We start from the raw sequence: 15,424 nt of genomic DNA on the forward strand, positions 1-15,424 counted from the left end.
CGACCCCGTGAAACCCACTATCGGCAACAACTTCCGACAGCATCCAACGACCGCCCCCGGTGCTGCCCGAAGCCCCCCACGGCGGCACTAGTGTGTGGGTTGCATGTGGCACACCGGCGTGCCACCTAGCGTGGAGTCGCCTGAAAATGACCTCGACTGGAATTTCGTCCCGCACCGACGGAGCCGTCAGCGTCGACGGTTCGGCGTCCGACGGACGGCCGGTCAGCCCCGAACAAATCCGAGACGAACTCATCGAGCGGGCCGCGGAGCAAGCGCCCGACATCGCTGACCTGATTCGCCTCTACTACCGGTACATCCCGCCGGAAGAGGTGCTGGACGACGACCCCGTGGACCTTGTCGGCGCCGTGCGGTCGCACGCGCAGCTGGCGGAGAACCGGGTCAAGGGCCGCCCTGCCGTCCGCATGGTGAACCCCAACTCCGGCCAGGACGGCTGGAGCACCCCAGGCTCCGTCGTCCAGCTCGTCACCGACGACATGCCCTACCTCGTGGAGTCCGTCTCCGCTGAGCTCGTGCGCAGCGGCGTGCAGGTTCAGCGGGTGGTGCACCCCATCGTCGTGGTCCGCCGCGATGTCGCCGGGGGGCTGCGGGAAGTCCTGCCCACCTGCGACCCGGACGACCCGCCCGAGGGCACGTTCGCCGAGTCGTGGATGTACATCGAGGTCGACCTCGTCTCCGACGCCGACCGCGCCCGCGAGATCGAGAACAGCCTGCTGTCGGTGCTCAACGACGTCCGCGAGGTCGTCGAGGACACCGACCGCATGATCAGCACCGCTCTCGCGCTCGCTGACCAGCTGGAGGCCGACCCGCCGTCGCTGGAGGCCGAGCAGATCGCCGACGGCGCCGCGCTGCTGCGCTGGCTCGCCCAGGGCCACTTCACCTTCCTCGGCTACCGGCACTACGAGCTGGTCGAGGCCGAGGGCGACCCCGCCCTGCGCGCCGTGCTGGCCACCGGGCTGGGTGTCCTGCGCCAGGACAGCCTCGCCTCCCGCAGCCTCACCGCCGGTCCCGACCGCGCGGAGCGGGCGCTCGCGCCGAGCCTGCTCGTCCTGACCGAGGCCAGCGCCCCGTCCACGGTCCACCGCTCCACGTACCCGTATTTCGTGGGCGTCAAGACCTTCGACGCGGACGGCAACGCCACCGGCGAGCACCGCTTCCTCGGCGTGTTCACCACGAACGCCCTGCACGAGGACGTCCTCGACATCCCCGTCGTCGAGCGCCGCGTCCGCGAGGTCATCCACCGCGCCGGGTTCCCGATGGAGTCGTACTCCGGCCAGCGGATGCTGGAGCTCATCCAGAACTGGCCCCGCGCGGAGCTGTTCTCCACCACGGCGGACTCCCTGTACTCGACCGCGACCGGTGTCATCGCGCTGGCCGACAGACGCAGGCTGCGCCTGTTCCTCCGCAAGGACCCGTACGGCCGCTTCTTCTCGTGCCTGGTCTTCCTCCCGCGCGACCGCTACACGACCACCACCCGGGTCGCGATGCAGGAAGTGCTCCTGGACGAGCTCAACGGCACCAACCTGGAGTTCAGCACCCGCGTCGGCGAGACCCCGCTCGCGCAGGTCTACTTCATCGTCCACACCGACCCGGGCAGCACCGTCGACCCGGACGTCGCGCGCATCCAGGACCGGCTCACCGAGGCGGTCCGCAGCTGGGACGACCGCATGGTCGAGGCCGTCTTCAGCGAGGGCCGCGACCACAGCGACAGCGAGTCGCCCACCGAGCTGGGCCAGCGCTTCGCGAGTGTGTTCCCCGAGGCGTACAAGGAAGACTTCGACGCCACCGACGCCCTGGCCGACCTGCGCAAACTGCAGGGCCTGCGGGACGATCACGACCTTGACATGTCGTTCTACGTCCCCGAGGACGCCGAGCCGGGGGAGCGCCGCTTCAAGCTCTACCTCGCGGGCGAGGGCGTGACCCTGTCGAAGGTGCTGCCGATGCTGCAGCAGATGGGCGTCGAGGTCATCGACGAGCGCCCGTACGAGCTGCACCGCGAGGACGGCGAGCGCTGGTGGATCTACGACTTCGGCCTGCGCATCGAGCCGAGTGTGCTGGAGAGCCGCACCACCGAGCAGATCGACGCGCTCAAGGTCGACTTCCAGGAGGCGTTCGCCGCCACCTGGCGCGGTGACGCGGAGTCCGACAACTTCAACGCCCTCGTCCTGCGCGGCGGTCTGACCTGGCGGCAGGCGTCGGTCCTGCGCGCCTACTCGCGCTACCTGCGCCAGGCGGGCACGCCCTACAGCCAGGAGTACATCGAGGACGCCGTCCTGGCCCACACCCAGGTCGCGACCGCGCTGGTCGGCCTGTTCGAGGCCAGCTTCGACCCGGCCTCCCCGGAAGCCGAGCGGCGCAGCCAGATCGAGCACCGGATCGCCGAGATCACCACGCTGATCGACAGCGTGACCAGCCTCGACGAGGACCGGATCCTGCGCAGCCTGCTCACCCTGATCCGGGCGACGCTGCGCACGAACTACTTCGTCCGCGACGCCCAGGGCAGGCTGCGGTCCTACCTGGCGATCAAGCTGGAGCCCCGCGCGGTCCCCGAGTTGCCCGAGCCGCGTCCGCGGTTCGAGATCTTCGTCTGCTCCCCGCGGGTGGAGGGTGTCCACCTGCGCTTCGGTTCGGTCGCGCGCGGCGGTCTGCGCTGGTCCGACCGTCGGGAGGACTTCCGCACCGAGGTGCTGGGTCTGGTCAAGGCGCAGGCGGTCAAGAACGCGGTGATCGTGCCGGTCGGCGCGAAGGGCGGCTTCTTCGTGAAGAAGCCCGCCGCCCCCACCGGCGACCCGGTCGCCGACCGTGAGGCCTTCATGGCCGAGGGCATCGCCTGCTACCGCATGTTCATCTCCGGCCTGCTCGACCTGACCGACAACCTGGAGACCGGCAAGGTCGTCCCGGCCAAGGACGTCGTCCGCTACGACGCCGACGACACCTACCTGGTCGTCGCCGCCGACAAGGGCACCGCGACGTTCTCCGACATCGCCAACGAGGTCGCCAAGAGCTACGGCTTCTGGCTGGGCGACGCGTTCGCGAGCGGCGGCTCGGTCGGCTACGACCACAAGGCCATGGGCATCACCGCCCGCGGCGCGTGGGAGAGCGTGAAGCGGCACTTCCGGGAGCTGGGCCTCGACACCCAGACCCAGCCGTTCACCGTGGTCGGCGTCGGCGACATGTCCGGTGACGTCTTCGGCAACGGCATGCTGCTCTCGGAGCACATCCGCCTGGTCGCCGCGTTCGACCACCGGCACATCTTCATCGACCCGGAGCCCACCACGGCGGCCGCGTTCGCCGAGCGCAAGCGACTCTTCGAGCTGCCGCGCTCGTCGTGGGACGACTACGACCGCACGCTGATCAGCGAGGGCGGCGGCGTGTGGCCGCGCAGCCTCAAGTCGATCCCGATCAGCCCGCAGGCGGCGCGGGCGCTGAGCCTGCCGGAGGGAGTCGAGAAGCTCTCGCCGCAGGAGCTGATGAACGCGATCCTGCTCGCCGAGGTCGACCTGCTGTGGAACGGCGGCATCGGCACCTACGTCAAGGCCTCAACGGAGTCGCACGCCGATGTGGGCGACAAGGCCAACGACGCCATCCGGGTCGACGGCTCCGCGCTGCGGGTCAAGGTCGTCGGCGAGGGCGGCAACCTGGGCCTGACCCAGCGCGGCCGCATCGAGTTCGCCCGCTCCGGCGGCAAGGTCAACACCGACGCCCTGGACAACTCGGCCGGTGTCGACTGCTCCGACCATGAGGTCAACATCAAGATCCTGCTCGACGAGCTGTGCCGCGACAGCGAACTCGACGGCGAGCAGCGCAACGCCATCCTGGCCGAGATGACCGACGAGGTCGCCGACCTGGTGCTGGCCGACAACTACCGGCAGAACGCGGTGCTCGGCGTCAGCCGCGCCCACGCCGCGCCGATGCTGTCGGTGCACGCGCGCCTGGTCGAGTCGCTGGAGCGCGACAGCGGCCTCGACCGGCGCCTCGAGGCGCTGCCCACGCGGGAGCAGTTCAAGGCGATGGACAAGGCGGGCGACTCGCTGAGCTCGCCCGAGTTGGCCACGCTGCTCGCCCACGTGAAGCTGTCGCTCAAGGAGAAGGTGCTCGCTTCCGAGCTGCCCGACCAGGACGTGTTCGCCCGCAGGCTCCCGGAGTACTTCCCGACCCAGCTGCGCGACCGGTTCGGCAAGGCGATCGGCAGCCACCCGCTGAGCAGGCAGATCACCACGACCCTGCTGGTCAACGAGGTCGTCGACGGCGCGGGCATCTCGTATGCCTACCGGCTCGCCGAGGAGATCAGCGCGAGCCCGACCGACGCGGTCCGGGCGTTCGCTGTCGCCACGCGGGTCTATGACCTGCCCGCGGTGTGGGAGGAGATCGCGGCGCTCGACAACGTGGTCGCGACCGATATCGCCGACCAGATGGTCCTCGCCACCCGCCGCCTGCTCGACCGCGCGTCGCGCTGGCTGCTGACCAACCGGCCGCAGCCGCTGGCCGTGGGCGCGGAGATCACCCGCTTCCACGACGCTGTCGGCAATTTGAGTCAGCACGTCAGTGGTTTGCTTCGCGGGAGCGCGCGCGAAGAGGCGGAGGCCGACGCCGCGCAGATGATCGCCGGGGGAGCGCCGGAGGACCTCGCCAAGCGGATCTCGGCGATGCTCGACTGGTACTGCCTGCTCGACATCATCGAGGTCGCCGAACTGGCGGAGCGCGACGAGGGCTACGACGAGCGAAGCGCGCTGGAGACAGCGGATCTGTACTTCGCCCTCTCGGATCACCTCAACATCGACGCGATGCTGACCGCCGTCAGCGCGTTGGAGCGTGGCAACCGCTGGCACGCCCTGGCCCGCCTGGCGTTGCGAGACGACTTCTACGGCTCGCTGCGCGCGATCACGTTGGACGTCCTGCGCCAGAGCGACCCGGGCGACTCGGCCGACGAGAAGATCGCCGCGTGGGAACACGGGAACGCCTCGCGCCTGTCGCGGGCCCGTGCGTCCCTCGCGGAGATCTACAACTCGGGCACGTTCGACCTGGCCACGCTGTCGGTGGCCGCCCGACAGATCCGCAGCATGGTGCGTTGACACGCTGAGAGTGGCCCCTTCCGAGAATTCTTTCGGAAGGGGCCACTCGCGCGTTGGGTAGGGTTTTGTGGGTTGGCTGCTGAAGGGTGACGCTGTGGGTGTGTTCGTCTCGGAGATACGGCCGCGCTGGTCGGACATGGATGCCTTCGGGCACATCAACCACGCGAGCACCGTGACCCTGCTCGAAGAGGCCCGCGTGGATCTCCTCTTCCACGAGGCGAGCCTGCACGGCGCCAACGACATGGCCGCGGGCGTGGTCATCGCGAAGCTGTCGGTGAACTACCACGAGCCCCTGTTCGCTACGGGCGGTTCGGTGCGGATCGAGCTGTCGGTCCGGGAGATCCGCGGCGCGTCTTTCATCCTTGATTACGTGGTTCGCAGCGGTCCGAAGGAAACTGATTCCGTGGCGGTCACCGCTTCCACGACACTCGCCCCCTTTGATTTGGTGAACGGCAAGCCCCGCCGAATCACCGACGCGGAACGCGATTTCCTCGCCGCGTGGCACAACGGCGGCAATGGAGTCCCCAATGTCTGAACTTTCGTTCGCAGACCCGTCCGAGCGCGCCGACCTCGGCGCTTTCGTGGCCCGCGCGGTGCGGTTGGACCCGCAGGCCGTGGTCCGGTTGAAAGGCCGCGAAGGCGGCTTGATCGACGCCTGGGTCGCCACCCCATTCGACGTCTTGGCGACTCGCACCGCACGCGGCTCCATCGAGCCCAAGGACATGACGGTGTTCGGCAACGAACTCCTGGCGGGCCTGGCGGTCGTTCAGGGCGACCAGATCGACCCGGGCCCGTCCCGCGACATGCAGTGGCGTTCCGCGCTGCCGCCCACGCAGCACTGGCAGATCGTGGACAAGCTGCCGGCGCGGTTGGTGTCGGACCTCGCGGACAAGGGCTTGGCGGTCGCGCGGGAGAACGTGGGCCCGCAGGGCACCCCACCGGCGTCGCTGCTGGACCAGCCGGTGCTGACCGTGAAGGGCGACGGCCTTGAGGTCAAGGTGCCGCTGCGGTGTCTTTTCGCGCTGTCGGGGATGGGTTTCCTGGCGGAGGGCGATGAGGACAGCATCCGGGTGACCGCGACGGACTCGTGGATGCGTCTGGATGCTCGGTATGGGGCTGTGGTGCGCCGGAGGCACGCGTTGTTGCCGCTGTTGGTCTGACGGGCGTTTCAGGGGCCGGAACGGTACCGCTGATCACGCGGTGGCCGGTGACGGTGTCCGCTGGTGAGATCGCGGCATGACCAAGCACGGCACAGCCCGTAATCGGGGGCTAGCGGCGGAACTCAAGGCCCTACGCGCCAGGGCGGAACTGACCACCCGCCAAGTAGCAAAACGCGTCGGCATGTCCATCGCGACTTTGAACCGGATGGAGAACGCACTCCGGGAGATCACCGCCGAGGATGTGGCCGCGCTGCTCGCGGTATACGGCGTGACCGGCGCGGACCGGGCCAGAATCCTTGTCCTGGCGAGGAACGCGAACCTGTCAGGCTGGCGCGAGACCGACGGTGACGGCCTGCCTCTGCATGTGCGCGCGCTGACCAGTTTCGAGTCGGATGCCGCCCGCATCGTCAACTCCGCGATGCTGCGAATCCCCGGATTCCTGCAGACCGCCGCCTATATGCGCACCGCGCTCATCTCGGTGGGATTCCCCGCCGACAAACGGAAAGAGATGGTCGCGGCCCGGTTGGAGCGGCAGCAGGTCCTGTTCAAGCGGAACCCGCCGGACTACGTGGCGATCATCGATGAAGCCGCCCTGCGGCGCACCACCGGCAGCCGTGAACTGATGGCTGAGCAGTGCCAACACATCATTCACATGGCCGACCGCCCCAACGTGGATATTCGGATCATCCCGTTCGACCACGGTTCGCACCCAGGCCTCGATGGCAGCTTCATCCAACTCGACTTCACCAAGGGCGAGTCCATCGTCTACCTCGAGCTGATCCAGTCATCGATGTTTCTCGATGCCGTGCACGAGGTCCGCCCGTATTGTGAAACGACCGATAGCCTGATGAAGGTCGCGCTCAGTTCAGCCGAATCGGTGAAGTTCCTCCGGCGCTTGGTTTCGGCATATGGCAGGGAGTGAAACAAGATGGATCTTGGTCACGCAGAGTGGCGAAAGTCCAGCCGCAGCGGCGGCGGCGACTGCGTGGAGATCACGCGAGTGCCGGGTCTGGTGGCTGTGCGGGATTCCAAGCACCCGGGTGGCGTCCTGATCTTCCCTGAAACCGCATGGGAACGGGTCGCCGCTACGGCGTCAAAGTCCTGATCACCATCGCCGCGGTTCGGTCTGCCCGCGAGCAGTCAGGAGCCGACGCACTGCCCGTCCGCACGTCGTTGATCAGGATCACGGCTTGCTCGGAGATCCCGAGGAACTCCTTGCACGCCCCGTACTTCGCCTCCAGCTCCCCATTGGCCCTGATCACCGGATAGCCCTCCACCGAGTCGACCACCCACCCGACGCACCGGGCGGCCTCGGACGTGCCGCACTGGGCGGTCACTCCCTTGAGTCCCCGAGTGGTCATGATCTGCACCCGCAGGTACTCCAGCGGCTTCTGCCCGGCAGCCTCCGCATGCAGGTCGCAGGCGGCCCGGCCAAGCTCGTCGTTCTTCTCGGCGGTGGGCAGCCCGAGTTGCGTGCGATCTTCCGCGGTCAGCATGGCGCATGGGTCGTCGGTGAAGCTCTTGGTGTCCAAGGGTTTGGCCACCGAGGGAACGTCCAACTTGGTGGGCGACGCGGGCGTTGGCGCGGGCGGGCTCGAACAGCCCGTGAGGGCGATGGCCGTGAAGAAGAGCATCCCTTGCCGAATCCCGGCCATACCTCGTCCTGATCGTCCGGCGCCGCTTGATCAACCAGGCTGAAGTTATCCCAGCCGCTGCTCCCGCGCGCGATCAGACCAGCCAGACCGACGTCTCCGGCGGCAGCTGGTTCCCGTCCATCGGCCCGCTCGACAGCAAGATCTCCCCAGGCGGCAGCGGCACCGAGGCCGCCGACGTGTTCAGCGCGCAGATCAACCCGCCACCCTTGCGGCGGAACGCGAAGCACCCAGGCGGGGCGCCGTACCACTCCAGCTCGTCCCCGCCGAAGCCCTGGGCCGTCTTCCGGATCTCCAACGCGTGCCGGTACAGCGACAGCATGGACTCCGGGTCCTCAAGCTGCTTCTCCACCGTCAACGTTCCCCACTGCGGCGGCATCGGCAGCCACGCCGCCCCCGCGCGCGAGAACCCGTACGACGGGATCTCGCCCTCCCACGGCAGCGGCACCCGGCACCCGTCCCGGCCGCGCTGGGTGTGGCCCGAGCGCTCCCAGGTGGGGTCCTGCAGCGCCCAGTCCGGCAGATCCACGTTGGGCAGGCCCAACTCTTCGCCGTTGTAGATATACGTCGTTCCCGGCAGCGCCAGCTCCACCAGAGCCATCGCGCGCGCCCGGCGCGTCCCCAGTTCCCCGCCGCCGTAGCGGGTCACATGACGCACCACGTCGTGGTTGGACAGCGTCCAGGTCGCAGGGGAGCCAGTGGACTCCACGGCGGCCAGGGAACGGTCGATCGCGCGACGCACCGAGTCGGCGTCGAACTCGGCTTCCACCAGTTTGAAGTTGAAGCCCAGGTGCAGCTCGTCCGGCCGCACGTACGCCGCGAACCGGTCTTCCTGGTCGACCCAGATCTCGCCGACGGCCATGGTCCCCGGGTAGCCGTCGAGGACCTTGCGGATCAGCCGGTGGATGTCGTGCACCTCGTCGTTGTCGAAGCGCATGTCGATGAAGTCCGGCGGCTGCGAGCCCGCCATGACCGCGACCGCGGCCGGGTCCATGTCCGGCAGACCCGCGGGCTTCGCCATGCCGTGCGCGACGTCGATGCGGAACCCGTCCACCCCGCGGTCCAGCCAGAACCGCAGCGTTTGCACGAGGTCGGCGCGCACATCGGAGTGTTCCCAGTTCAGGTCCGGCTGCTGCGGTGCGAACAGGTGCAGGTACCACTGGCCGTCGCGCACCCGCGTCCACGCGGGACCGCCGAAGACGCTGGTCCAGTTGTTCGGCGGTGTCGAACCGTCCGGGCCGAGGCCGTCGCGGAAGTGGTAGCGCTCGCGCTCCCGGCTGCCCGGCCCCGCGCGCAGCGCGTCCTGGAACCACGGGTGCTGATCGCTGGTGTGGTTGGGCACCAGGTCGATCGTGATCTTCATCCCGTGGTTGTGGGTGTCGGCGACCAGGCGGTCGAACGCCGCCAGGTCACCGAAGAGCGGGTCGACATCGCGCGGGTCGGCGACGTCGTAGCCGTGGTCGGCCATCGGGGAGCGGAAGAACGGGGTCAGCCAGAGAGCGTCCACGCCGAGCAGTTCGAGGTAGCCGAGCCTGGATCTGATGCCCTCCAGGTCGCCCACGCCGTCACCGTCGGAATCAGCGAAGGAACGGACGTAGACCTGGTAGAACACCGCGTCCTGCCACCACGGGGACACCGGGGGACCAGCTTCGGGGGAGTCCGCGGTACGTCGCACGATCGTTCATCCTGCCATTCGCCAGTGTCGGACTCCGCCGGAATCGATCAGACCGAGCCGTTGTCTTTCCGGGACCGGTCAGACCCAGCTGTTGAGCATGCTGTTCGCGGCCATCTCCAGGTACTGCCAGAGCTGGTCGCGATGCTCGGGACGCAGCCCCGCCTCGTCCACGGCTACCCGCATGCACCGCAGCCAAGCGTCCCGTTCGATCGGGCCGATGGTGAACGGCTGGTGGCGCATCCGCAGCCGCGGGTGTCCGCGCTGTTCGGAGTACGTGTGCGGGCCGCCCCAGTACTGCATGAGGAACAGCACCAGCCGCTCCTCCGCGGGGCCGAGATCCTTCTCCGGGTACAGCGGGAGCAGAACCTCGTCCTTGGCGACCTCGGCGTAGAACCGCCCGACGATTTTGCGGAAGGTCGCCTCGCCACCGACGGCGTCGAAGAAGTTCTCGGGTGTGGCCACGGCTCCATCCTCGCTTACGGTCGGCTAGGCGGGGGACTGGGGGAACAGTCTGCCCAGCGGCGGCTGGATCCCGGCCTCCTCCACGGCGGCCATCGCGCGCGCGCGAAGCGCCCGCTGTACCGCGTACTGCCTGCCCGGGCGCACCTTCACGGTCATCCGGATGGTGATGCTCTCCGGGGTGACCTTCTCCACACCGAGGACTTCCGGTGGCTCGATGACGTCCTTGGAGAACGTCTCGTCGGCGGCCACCTCGGCCGCGACGCGGCTCAGGATGGTCGTGACCTGATCCACATCGGCGCTGTAGCCGACCGGCAGGTCGAGCACCGCGACCGCGAAGCCCTGGCTGGAGTTCCCGACCCGCAGGATCTCGCCGTTGCGCACGTACCAGACAGTGCCGTTGACGTCGCGCAGCGTGGTGACCCGCAGGCCGACCGCCTCGATCGTGCCGATGGCCTCACCGAGGTTGACGTTGTCGCCGACGCCGTACTGGTCCTCCAACATCATGAAGATGCCGGACAGGAAGTCCTTGACCAGGTGCTGGGCGCCGAAGCCGAGCGCGACACCGACGATGCCCGCCGAGGCGATGATCGGCGCCAGGTTCACGCCGAGCTCGCCGAGGATCAGGATGAACGCCAGGCCGTAGATCGCGAACGACAGGATCGAGTTCAGCACCGACCCGATCGTCTTGGCGCGTTGCGACCGGCGCTCGCTGAGCATCGTCAGCGCCTGGGGCGCGCGCTCGCGCAGCGGCCGCAGCAGCCTGGGCATCTTGCCGTTGCCCGAGGTCAGACGCTCGATGAGGCGCCTGGCGATCAGCCGGATGACGAACGCGATGAGCAGGATCATCACGATCTTGATGGGCTTGGCGACCAGCCAGTTCGCGGAGGCCGCGAGCCACTGGTTGTGGGTCAGGTCGAAGACCTGCTTGCACCAGGCGTCGGTGTCGACGCACTTGGGCGGTTCTAGGGCGAAAGGGAGCGGATTCATCGGCGCCGACGATAGCCACGATCGTGTGAGCCGTCGAAGGCGGTCCGGTCGATCGTTCATCGACTTTTCGGGTCGTGATGAGCGACACGTCACATAACACACGTGCGTTTCGGGGTCGTTCTGTGGTCGACTTAGGGGGCACCGGTGGAGGTGGTCGAGTGCACGACCGACAACCGACTCCTATCGGCGCGTCACTGCACGCGCCGCGGACAACGCTGTGCCCGTCCAATACGGGCCCCGCGCTGGCTCCCGCGCGCGCCCCCACAGCGTCGTTACCGTCGTGGGGCAGGCGCCGAGTCCTCCTGCTCAACACCACTTTCGAGCCGCTCACCGCGCTCCCGCTGCGGCGTGCGGTGGTCCTCGTGGTGTGTGGCAAGGCGGAGGTCGTGCACGGTGACCCGGCGGGTCTCGTGGTGCACTCGGCGACGTCGAGCGTGATGGTTCCGTCGGTGATTCGGCTGAGCAACTACGTGCGCGTGCCCTACCGGGGGCGGGTGCCGCTCACCCGGGCCGGGCTGATGCACCGCGACCGCTACCGCTGCGCGTACTGCGGGGGTCGGGCGGAGACGATCGACCACGTGATCCCGCGGAGTCGGGGTGGCCCCCACACCTGGCAGAACTGCGTGGCCTCCTGCGCGAAGTGCAACCACAAGAAGGCGGACCGGCTCCTCAGCGAGCTTGGCTGGCGCCTGCGGGTGGTGCCCAACGCGCCGCGAGGGACGCACTGGCGGCTGTTGGCCGGGGTCACCGACGCCGACCCGCTGTGGCTGCCCTACCTGGGCGAGCCCGCCGCGTAAGACTGCCGCGTAAGACTTGGGAAGACCGATCAGGCGCAGGTGACGCGGGTGCCACCGGTGACGCGAGTCCCGGAGGTGACCCGGGTCCCGCGCGTGACGCGGGTGCCGCGCTCCTGAAGCGTCACGCGGGTGCCCCTGGTGACGCGGGTTCCGCGGTGCTCGGCGGTGACGCGCGTTCCGCGGGTGACTCGCGTGCCGCGCTCCTGGCTGGTGACGCGGGTTCCGCGCGTGACGCGGGTGCCGCGGTGCTCAGCGGTGACGCGGGTTCCTCGGGTGACGCGGGTGCCGCGGTCCTCGGCGGTGACGCGAGTTCCTCGGGTCACACGGGTGCCGCGCTCCTGAGCCGTCACACGGGTTCCGCGGGTGACTCGCGTTCCGCGGTCCTCGGCCGTGACACGGGTTCCACGGGTCACGCGGGTGCCTCGGTCCTCGGCGGTGACGCGCGTTCCCCGGGTGACTCGGGTGCCCCTGGTGACTCGGGTACCGCAGGTGACCCTGGTGCCCTGCTGCTCGGCCGTGACCCGGGTGCCGCGGGTGACCCGCGTGCCCCGTTCCTCGCTCGTCACCCGAGTGCCTCGCGTGACCCTCGTGCCCCTGGTCACCCGCGTTCCGGAGATCATCTCGTGCACAGGCTCATCCATTAGGGTGACCATGGTTGCGTGGACGAACGAAGAATTTGTGTACATGGAGTGTCCTCCCGGAGGCGGTCGCACTACAGAACGATGGTCAATCGACTGCGCAAGAGCCGTATAGGTGAAAGCTATGACCCTGCTGCGTAACCGACAAGACGTCAACCCGCTGGAAGCCGTCACATATCCCCAGTTGGGGCTGTTCGCTCGACTTCAATAGGCTCAACGAGCTAAGTGTTAGGACGTCACTCGGGGGATTGGCGTTACCAGGAGAGCACCAACCGCTCACACGGAGCAACATTCGCTATAGCGGACGCTCGATTGTGGGACACCTGACCGGGTATGGGAGTGGGCGGCGAGGTCACCCAGTCGTCGGATACCGTATCGCCCGTGACGCTTGTCGAGACACTTCTCGTCTTCGCGGGGATTCCGCTGGTCATCTACGGCGTGATCGCCCTGATGACGCTGCGCGAAAACTTCGCCAAGACGCCTCGTTACCGCCCCGGCCAGGAGTGGGAGCACCCCCCGGTCTGGTGGACGGCCAACCCGGCGGGCCTGGACGCGGGCCACGCTTCCGCGGCCCCCGCCCACGATGACGACACCGCGCTCCGGCGCACGGCCAAGGGAGGTGCCCGTGGCAGCTGGTGAGCTCGTCCGCCAGGACAACACTCAGCAAGACGGCACTCAGCTCGTCGAGGACGGCACTCACCTCGTCGAGGACGTCGAGCACGGCTACGGCGTCGTGGTCACCGGCAGCGGCCGGTTGTCCGTCGCCCGGGCCAAGGAGCCCGTCGCCCCCGGCCTGCCCTTCACCCCGGTCCAGCTGACCCGCCTCGACGAGGCGCTGACGCTGTCGGCGCGCGCCACGGGCCTCGGCTTCAGCGTCTACCTAGGTGACCTGGGTGACGACCCCCGCGCCCGCGCGGAGGAGCTGCACACCCGAATCGGCCACGCGTCGACCGAGTCGGTCCTGATCGCCGCGTCGCCCGGTCAGCGCAAGGTCGAGATCGTCACCGGTGAGGAAGCCTCCCGGCGCGTCTCCGACCGCGGCTGCAACCTCGCGGTGATGAGCATGGTCGCGTCGTTCAAGGAGGGCGACCTCATCGGCGGCCTCATCAGCGCCCTGCGCATGCTGAGCGACCAGGCGGGCCGCAAGCACTGAGCCAACAGCGAAGAAGGCCCGGACCACGGTGGTGGTCCGGGCCTTTCTCATCTCGACGGCAGCTTCGGCCACAGCAGCCCGGCGACGGCCTTCGCCGACGCGCACGCGTCTCCGGGCGCAACGACCTCGACTCGCGCCTGCTCATGACCGTTGGGGAGCACCGCTCGGCCCAGCGACACGTGCTCGGTAAGGACGAAACACTTGCCGTCACGGGACTGGGTCAGCGAGATCCGGCCTGCGATAGTCGACCGGATCGGGTTGTCCGGCCGCACGACAACGGATTTGTCCGCGGTGAACGAGACCGTGAGCCGCGGCCCGTCGGTCCCGCCGACCCGGCAGTCGTGGCGGGCAGTTCCGGAACGCGGTGCGCCCGTCACGGGCACCGCGGCGATCATGTCCGGAGTGATCAACGTGCACGGATCGATCGCGCGCAGCGAGCCGTGCTCCTGGTGCGCCCGCCCGACCGGCTTCCCTTGGCTGATCCGCGCGGCGATCATTCGGGCTGTCGCGGTCGCCACCACGCAGGCCTTGCCCTCGCGCGCCTTCGTGAACGACACGGCGACCTGAATGGCTTCGCCGCCGACGAACCTCAGCACGACGCCGCATTTGTCGTCGCCCGCGAGATAAGTCGCCAGGTCGAGTCGCTTGGGCAACTGAATGGGCTTCCACTCGGTGAGCTGCTCCGGGGTGACCATGGTCAGGTGGCCGATCTCGATCAGACCATCCTCGTCTAGCGTGAATGTGCAGTTATCCAAGGCGTTCGGCGTGGTCTTGACCGGCGTCCCCAACGGCAGCAGGTCTGGCGCCGACACCAGATCGCAGGCGTCGAAGGTCGCGAGGTCCCCGAGCGCCTGGGTCGCGGTGATGGGCTCGGACATCGCTGGGTCCGGCACGGGCGAGCCCGCCTCGTGGACTGTGCAGCCCGTCAGGACCAAGGCGGCGGCCAGCGCTCGGACAGCGTTGGTGAGCATGCATCCCCCAGGATGTGGCGGCCGGGGCCGCGTGATGCCGGTCAGTCTCGCATTCACCGCTCGGCGGTGACCGACCTGTGCCGGGCGAGCTTCACCGCCGAGACCGACAAGATCACCGCGAGGGTGGGGATCAGCACCGCGTCCGGCACCACCCCGACCAGCAGCCCGCCGAGTGCCGCGCCGGTGATCGAGCCGATGACCATCACCACGACGAAGCGGAGGTTCTCGCGCAGCACCACGAAGCTTTGGTCGCGGCTGTAGCGGGCGAAGGCGACCAGCATCGTCGGTAGCGACACCAGCAGGGACAGGCTGCCCGCGACCTTGATGTCGACGCCGTACAGCAGCACGATTGTCGGGATCAGCAGTTCGCCGCCCGCCACGCCCATGATCGCGGCCACGACGCCGATGCCGAATCCGGCCGCCACGCCCGCGACCGTGCGGACCCCCGTCGGCAGGGTGAGTGCCGCGAGGTCTCCGTGGGTCGCCAGGAGTGCCGCGGCCATCAACACCAGAAGCACGGCGAGGACCCGGTAAAGGGCACCTGTCCGCATCCGCACCGCCCACGCCGCGCCCGCCCACGCGCCGAGGAGGCTGCCCGCCAACAGGTTCACCGCGACCTGCCAGTGCCCGGCCAACTCGGCAGCAGGCACGGCGGCCAGCCGGGCGGGCAGCGCGGTGAGGACGACCACCAGGCTCATGGCCTTGTTGAGGATCACCGCGGACAATGCGGCGAAGCCGAACAGCCCGATCAGCAGCGGCAGCCGGAACTCCGCGCCGCCCAGCCCGATCATGCCGCCCAGCACTCCTACGGCGGCTCCGCTGAGGAACACCAAGGACGC

General features: G+C 68.7%; 15 protein-coding genes. 8 read left to right on the forward strand and 7 right to left on the reverse strand.

Annotation, left to right across the window (positions count from 1 at the left end):
- Window positions 1-146: 146 nt before the first annotated feature.
- The 5 genes from C8E96_RS17050 to C8E96_RS17070 all read left to right on the forward strand — a co-directional run bounded on the left by C8E96_RS17050 (window position 147) and on the right by C8E96_RS17070 (window position 7,355).
- Window positions 147-5,090 carry an NAD-glutamate dehydrogenase gene (locus tag C8E96_RS17050; protein ID WP_091372747.1) on the forward strand — a complete coding sequence of 1,648 codons (4,944 nt, stop codon included), beginning with the start codon at window positions 147-149 and terminating at the stop codon, window positions 5,088-5,090.
- Window positions 5,091-5,190: 100 nt separating this feature from the next.
- Complete coding sequence (locus C8E96_RS17055) at window positions 5,191-5,625, forward strand: acyl-CoA thioesterase (RefSeq protein WP_324187455.1); 435 nt, start codon at window positions 5,191-5,193, stop codon at window positions 5,623-5,625.
- Window positions 5,618-6,250: a hypothetical protein gene (locus C8E96_RS17060; protein WP_091372744.1), complete on the forward strand. Its 633-nt coding sequence runs from the start codon at window positions 5,618-5,620 to the stop codon at window positions 6,248-6,250. Before C8E96_RS17055 ends, C8E96_RS17060 begins: the two co-directional genes overlap by 8 nt.
- A 76-nt stretch (window positions 6,251-6,326) precedes the next feature.
- A complete protein-coding gene (locus C8E96_RS17065; RefSeq protein ID WP_091372742.1) occupies window positions 6,327-7,172 on the forward strand; it encodes a helix-turn-helix domain-containing protein in 846 nt (281 codons plus the stop codon).
- A 6-nt stretch (window positions 7,173-7,178) separates the two neighbouring features.
- Entirely contained in the window at window positions 7,179-7,355 is a 177-nt protein-coding gene (locus C8E96_RS17070) for a DUF397 domain-containing protein (protein ID WP_091372739.1), read from the forward strand.
- On the opposite strand, the gene C8E96_RS17075 is transcribed toward C8E96_RS17070, so the two are convergent.
- From C8E96_RS17075 to C8E96_RS17090, 4 genes are all read right to left on the reverse strand, one after another.
- Window positions 7,336-7,905 (reverse strand): DUF3558 family protein, encoded by a 570-nt coding sequence (locus C8E96_RS17075; protein ID WP_091372737.1) that lies wholly within the window; start codon window positions 7,903-7,905, stop codon window positions 7,336-7,338. The two genes, C8E96_RS17070 and C8E96_RS17075, sit on opposite strands and share 20 nt — an antisense overlap.
- Before the next feature lie 73 nt (window positions 7,906-7,978).
- A complete protein-coding gene (locus C8E96_RS17080) occupies window positions 7,979-9,577 on the reverse strand; it encodes a glycoside hydrolase family 13 protein (RefSeq protein WP_091372735.1) in 1,599 nt (532 codons plus the stop codon).
- A 78-nt stretch (window positions 9,578-9,655) separates the two neighbouring features.
- A complete protein-coding gene (locus tag C8E96_RS17085) occupies window positions 9,656-10,039 on the reverse strand; it encodes a globin (RefSeq protein WP_091372732.1) in 384 nt (127 codons plus the stop codon).
- 24 nt (window positions 10,040-10,063) lie between these two features.
- Window positions 10,064-11,026, reverse strand: coding sequence for a mechanosensitive ion channel family protein (locus C8E96_RS17090; RefSeq protein WP_091372730.1), 963 nt, complete (start codon window positions 11,024-11,026; stop codon window positions 10,064-10,066).
- A 158-nt stretch (window positions 11,027-11,184) separates the two neighbouring features.
- Between C8E96_RS17090 and C8E96_RS17095 the strand changes: the two genes are divergently transcribed.
- Window positions 11,185-11,823 carry an HNH endonuclease gene (locus C8E96_RS17095; protein ID WP_376771705.1) on the forward strand — a complete coding sequence of 213 codons (639 nt, stop codon included), beginning with the start codon at window positions 11,185-11,187 and terminating at the stop codon, window positions 11,821-11,823.
- A gap of 29 nt (window positions 11,824-11,852) precedes the next feature.
- On the opposite strand, the gene C8E96_RS33740 is transcribed toward C8E96_RS17095, so the two are convergent.
- On the reverse strand, window positions 11,853-12,389 hold the full coding sequence (locus C8E96_RS33740; protein WP_228772080.1) for a hypothetical protein: 537 nt from the start codon (window positions 12,387-12,389) through the stop codon (window positions 11,853-11,855).
- 453 nt (window positions 12,390-12,842) lie between these two features.
- On the opposite strand from C8E96_RS33740, the gene ctaJ reads away from it, so the two are divergent.
- Both ctaJ and C8E96_RS17110 read left to right on the forward strand, forming a co-directional pair.
- The gene (gene ctaJ, locus C8E96_RS17105) at window positions 12,843-13,100 is read left to right on the forward strand and encodes an aa3-type cytochrome oxidase subunit CtaJ (RefSeq protein ID WP_091372994.1); all 258 of its coding nucleotides are present in this window, start codon (window positions 12,843-12,845) and stop codon (window positions 13,098-13,100) included.
- A complete protein-coding gene (locus tag C8E96_RS17110; protein ID WP_228769772.1) occupies window positions 13,087-13,614 on the forward strand; it encodes a DUF5130 family protein in 528 nt (175 codons plus the stop codon). Before ctaJ ends, C8E96_RS17110 begins: the two co-directional genes overlap by 14 nt.
- A 47-nt stretch (window positions 13,615-13,661) precedes the next feature.
- Here C8E96_RS17110 and C8E96_RS17115 read toward each other — a convergent pair whose 3' ends face one another.
- Together C8E96_RS17115 and C8E96_RS17120 are read right to left on the reverse strand one after the other, a co-directional pair.
- Window positions 13,662-14,585, reverse strand: a complete 924-nt coding sequence (locus C8E96_RS17115; protein ID WP_091372724.1) for a hypothetical protein — start codon at window positions 14,583-14,585, stop codon at window positions 13,662-13,664.
- A gap of 53 nt (window positions 14,586-14,638) precedes the next feature.
- Complete coding sequence (locus C8E96_RS17120) at window positions 14,639-15,415, reverse strand: TSUP family transporter (RefSeq protein WP_228769771.1); 777 nt, start codon at window positions 15,413-15,415, stop codon at window positions 14,639-14,641.
- Window positions 15,416-15,424 lie beyond the last annotated feature (9 nt).

This window comes from Actinokineospora alba (assembly GCF_004362515.1).
GTDB lineage: Bacteria > Actinomycetota > Actinomycetes > Mycobacteriales > Pseudonocardiaceae > Actinokineospora > Actinokineospora alba.

Excerpts from the sequence above, each read along its gene's own strand:
- C8E96_RS17050 (WP_091372747.1), top strand. The coding sequence starts at position 147 with ATGACCTCGACTGGAATTTCGTCCCGCACCGACGGAGCCGTCAGCGTC.
- C8E96_RS17065 (WP_091372742.1), top strand. The coding sequence starts at position 6,327 with ATGACCAAGCACGGCACAGCCCGTAATCGGGGGCTAGCGGCGGAACTC.
- C8E96_RS17060 (WP_091372744.1), top strand. The coding sequence starts at position 5,618 with ATGTCTGAACTTTCGTTCGCAGACCCGTCCGAGCGCGCCGACCTCGGC.
- C8E96_RS17070 (WP_091372739.1), top strand. The coding sequence starts at position 7,179 with ATGGATCTTGGTCACGCAGAGTGGCGAAAGTCCAGCCGCAGCGGCGGC.
- C8E96_RS17090 (WP_091372730.1), bottom strand. The coding sequence starts at position 11,026 with ATGAATCCGCTCCCTTTCGCCCTAGAACCGCCCAAGTGCGTCGACACC.
- C8E96_RS17075 (WP_091372737.1), bottom strand. The coding sequence starts at position 7,905 with ATGGCCGGGATTCGGCAAGGGATGCTCTTCTTCACGGCCATCGCCCTC.
- C8E96_RS17115 (WP_091372724.1), bottom strand. The coding sequence starts at position 14,585 with ATGCTCACCAACGCTGTCCGAGCGCTGGCCGCCGCCTTGGTCCTGACG.